This is a genomic window from Streptomyces sp. ActVer, from assembly GCF_027270795.1.
Lineage (GTDB): Bacteria > Actinomycetota > Actinomycetes > Streptomycetales > Streptomycetaceae > Streptomyces > Streptomyces umbrinus_A.
Window position 1 is genome coordinate 1 of record NZ_JAPWHT010000688.1, and the last position, 3,677, is coordinate 3,677.

The following is a 3,677-nucleotide window of genomic DNA, read 5'->3' on the forward strand; positions in this document are numbered from 1 at the left end:
ATCGAGGTCGTACCGAACGGCATCGACGTGGCGCGCTTCCGCTTCGACGCGGCCCGGCGCGAGAGCACCCGGCGGCGGCTCGGGCTGCCGCAGGGCGCGTACGTCGTCGGAGGCGTCGGACGTCTGACGGCCGGCAAGTGCTTCGAGGTGCTCGTCCGCGCACTGGCCGAACTCCCCGACGACGTCTGGCTGTTGCTGGTCGGCGGCGGCCCGGAGGAGAACGTGCTGCGGCGTACGGCGCAGGCCGCGGGGGTCGCCGACCGGGTGCTGTTCACCGGTGAGCGCCCCAACACCGATGTCCCACAAGGCGGTTCGGGTCTCGATCTGCCCTCCCTGATAGGAGCCATGGACACGCTCGCCTCGCCCAGCGCCGAGGAGGCCTTCGGTCTCGCCGTGGTGGAGGCGCTCGCGGCGGGCCTGCCCGTGCTCTACGTCTCCTGCCCGGCCGTCGACGACCTGCCGCCGGGCGCGGCCCCGTTCGCCCGGCGCGTCCAGGGCGGCGCCGACTCGTTCGTACGGGCCCTGCGGCAGGTGCGCGCTCAGGGCCCGCGGCCGCGCTCGGCACCCGAGGCGGCCCACCACTACTGCATCGCCCGCAGTGCCGACCGGCTCATGGACATCTACACGGCCGCAACTCTGGGAGTGAGTTCCGCATGACCGAAAACCCCACTCGTACAACCGGCCGGCCGGTGACGGCACTTGTCCGTGCCAAAGGGCTGCCGCCCTGGTCCCTGCTGGCGGCGGGCGCCGTCCTGGGCGGCCTGCTCGGCGGCGCGTACGGCGAGCTGAAGACACCGCAGTACTCGGCCACGAGCTATGTCATCGCCGTCCCGACCGAGAAGTCGGACCCGACGGCGGCACTCGGCTTCGCCCAGGCGTACGGCCGGGTCGCCACCCAGCTCGCGGTCCTCGGGGACGCCCAGGTGTGGGCGGGCGTGCCGGTGTCGACGCTGCGCGAGAGCGTGCAGACGGCGACCTCGCCGGACGCCCCGATGGTCGCCGTGACTGCCACCTCCGCGCGTCCCGACCTGGCCGCGGACATGGCCAACGCCGTGTCGCGTTCGCTGACCCGGCACGCCAACTCCGCCGAGGACAGCACCCGTGTGAAGCTGCTGCAGTTCTCCCGCGCGATGAAGCCCACCGAGGCGTCGTCGGCGTCCTCGACGGTGACCGGGCTGGTCGGCGCGAGCGCGGGCGGGCTGCTCGGCGGGCTGGCGCTGCTGGTCCGGCCGCGCCGGTCCTCGGACGTCTCGCCCACAGCGTCGGTGCCCGGCCCGGCCACCGCCGCCGACGTCCACGGGCAGCTGTGAACGGCACGGTGACCGGTGCCGCGACCGGCGCGGCGGTGACCGAACTGTGCACGGACGAGCGGGAGTTCGGCCGGCTGGCCGAGGAGTGGGGGCGGCTGTACCGGCGGTGCGGCGCGGCGACCCCGTTCCAGAGCCACGCCTGGCTGCACTCCTGGTGGCTCTCGTACGGCAGACCCGGCCGGCTCCGGCTCGTCCTCGTCCGCGAGGGCGGTGAGCTGGTCGCCGCCGCCCCGCTGATGCTCGTACGGCAGCCGTGGCCGGCCCTGGTGCCGCTCGGCGGGTCGATCTCCGACTTCGGGGATGTGCTCATCGAGGACGGCGAGCGGACCGACCGGGCGGCCGCCGCCCTCGCCGAGGGCCTCGCAACGGCCGCCCGCACCGCGCTGATCGACTTTCGCGAGGTACGGCCCGGCGGCGCGGTGGAGCGGGTCTACGCGAGCTGGCGCGGGCCGCGACGGCGGGTGCTGGACTCGCTGTGCCTGGAGCTGCCGGGCGCGTCGATGGACGATCTGATCGGACGGCTCGCGACGGCCAAGGCCCAGCAGCGGGTCCGCGCCAAGCTGCGCAAGCTCACCTCACTGGGCGTCGAACGGCGTGCCGTGCGCCCCGACGAGGTGGGCGCGGCCCTGCACCGGCTCCTCGAACTGCACCGGCTCCAGTGGCAGGGCCGCAAGGTGACCACCGAGCATCTGCAGGAGCGGTTCGCCGAGCATCTGGTCCGGTCGGTGGGGCCGATGGTCGACGCCGGGGACGCGGTGGTGACCGAGTTCCGGCTGGGCGACACCGTGATGGCGGTCGATCTGACTCTGCTGTCACGGCAGTTGGCGGGCGGCTACCTGTACGGCGCCCATCCGCAGCTGCGCGAGCGGAAGGCGGACGTCGCGACGATGCTGCTGCACGCCTGCGCCCAGCACACCGAGGCGGGCGGCCGCCGGGTGCTGAGCCTGCTGCGCGGCAACGAGCCCTACAAGCACCACTGGCGGCCCCAGCCCGTCGTCAACCAGCGCTTCCTGCTCGCCCGGCGGCGGACGGCCCCGCTGATGTCGGCGGCCGTGTGCGACGTGGCCGCCCGCAGCCGGGGCAAGGAACTGCTCGACCGCTTCCACGGCTGGAGGGAACGCGGTGGCGGCAGGCCGTGACCGACCCGCCGCCACCGCCCGGTCGGCGGATGCCCGGTCAGCGGTGGCGCGACCACCAGTCGAAGCGCAGGCAGAGCTTCCCGCCGAGCCAGTACTCGACCCAGTCGCCAAGCTCCAGCGGCGAGCAGTTGGGCGGGTTCAGCGGCGTCGGCCTGGGCACCGGGGTCGGTTTCGGCGTCGGGCCGGTGGGCTTGGGCAGCGGTGTCGTGTCGGTGCGGCCGAAGAGCGCCGCCCGGTAGATCTCGGACGCCTTGGGGTTGTCCCCGCACTGCCACACGCCGTGCGGGCAGTAGTCGGTGAGCGTGTTGTACAGCGGCTTGTGCTCGTCCATCCACGCGAGCATGCGCTTCATGTACGTCGGGTTGTCGCCGTTGCGGAAGAGTCCCCATTCCGGATAGGAAATCGGCTTTCCGTGGGCCTTCGCGAAGTCGACGTGCGCCTGAAGTCCGTAGGGCTCCGACACGGCCTCGTCGAATGACTGGCCCCGCGGCTGGTCGTACGAATCCATACCGATGATGTCGACGGTGTCGTCGCCCGGATAGCACTGGGTCCAGGGAATGGCGTCCCGGCCGCGGTTCGGCGCGAAGTCGAACCGGAATTTCTGCCCCGGCACCGCCCGCATGGTGGTGACGATTCTGTTCCAGTACTTCTTCCAGGCCTCCGGGTCAGGGCCGCAGCGATGGGTGTACGTGGTGCCGTTCATTTCCCAGCCGAGCACGATGACGGTGTCGGGCGCATCCAGGTCGACGAGCCGCTCGGCCAGCTTGCGGAAGTGGCGGTCGAAGTCTCCGGCCGCGCCGCGGCGCAGCTGGAAGCGGACCTCCGCGTCGGAGACGTTCTCCTCGTTGCGCTCCAGCATCGGGACGTTGAGGACGAAGAGCCGGTCGTCCTCGTTCGCCTGCCAGTCCGCCCAGGTGTCGAGGAAGCCGGGCAGGCCCTCGATGTTGCTCCAGCGGTCGCCGGGCAGATATGTGTGCGCCACGCGCAGGTCGGCGCCGCCCAGCCAGCGGCTGAGCTCGGCGATCCGGGCCACGCCACGGGGGCCGTAGTCCAGGTAGGCGCCGAAGGCGGGCCCCCCGGGTTCCTTCGCGGGCGTCGCGGTCGGAGTGGTTGGGGTGGTCGGGGTGGTCGGAGTGGTCGGAGTGGTCGGGCTGGCCGTCGCGGGCGTGGCCGGGGCGACGGGCTGCGCCGGTGCCACGGGCGCCACGTCGGCGGTGGGAGCGGGCGG

Annotated in this window: 4 protein-coding genes; 3 read left to right on the top strand and 1 reads right to left on the bottom strand. The window is 72.9% G+C overall.

The features are described 5' to 3' along the window. The 3 genes from O3Q52_RS50485 to O3Q52_RS50495 form a co-directional block, all read left to right on the top strand. A partial coding sequence (locus tag O3Q52_RS50485) for a glycosyltransferase (protein WP_269655144.1) occupies positions 1–657 on the top strand: 657 nt, incomplete at its 5' end. Beyond that, on the top strand, positions 654–1,310 hold the full coding sequence (locus tag O3Q52_RS50490; RefSeq protein ID WP_269655145.1) for a lipopolysaccharide biosynthesis protein: 657 nt from the start codon (positions 654–656) through the stop codon (positions 1,308–1,310). The genes O3Q52_RS50485 and O3Q52_RS50490, both read left to right, overlap by 4 nt. Continuing rightward, on the top strand, positions 1,307–2,449 hold the full coding sequence (locus O3Q52_RS50495; RefSeq protein WP_269655146.1) for a GNAT family N-acetyltransferase: 1,143 nt from the start codon (positions 1,307–1,309) through the stop codon (positions 2,447–2,449). The genes O3Q52_RS50490 and O3Q52_RS50495 overlap by 4 nt, the downstream gene beginning before the upstream one ends. Before the next feature lie 37 nt (positions 2,450–2,486). On the opposite strand, the gene O3Q52_RS50500 is transcribed toward O3Q52_RS50495, so the two are convergent. Further along, positions 2,487–3,677: glycoside hydrolase family 26 protein (locus O3Q52_RS50500; RefSeq protein ID WP_269655147.1), on the bottom strand; the 1,191-nt coding region annotated here is incomplete at its 5' end.

Bases quoted from the DNA above. Each gene is read 5' to 3' on its own strand.
- O3Q52_RS50490 (WP_269655145.1), top strand. From the start codon at position 654: ATGACCGAAAACCCCACTCGTACAACCGGCCGGCCGGTGACGGCACTT.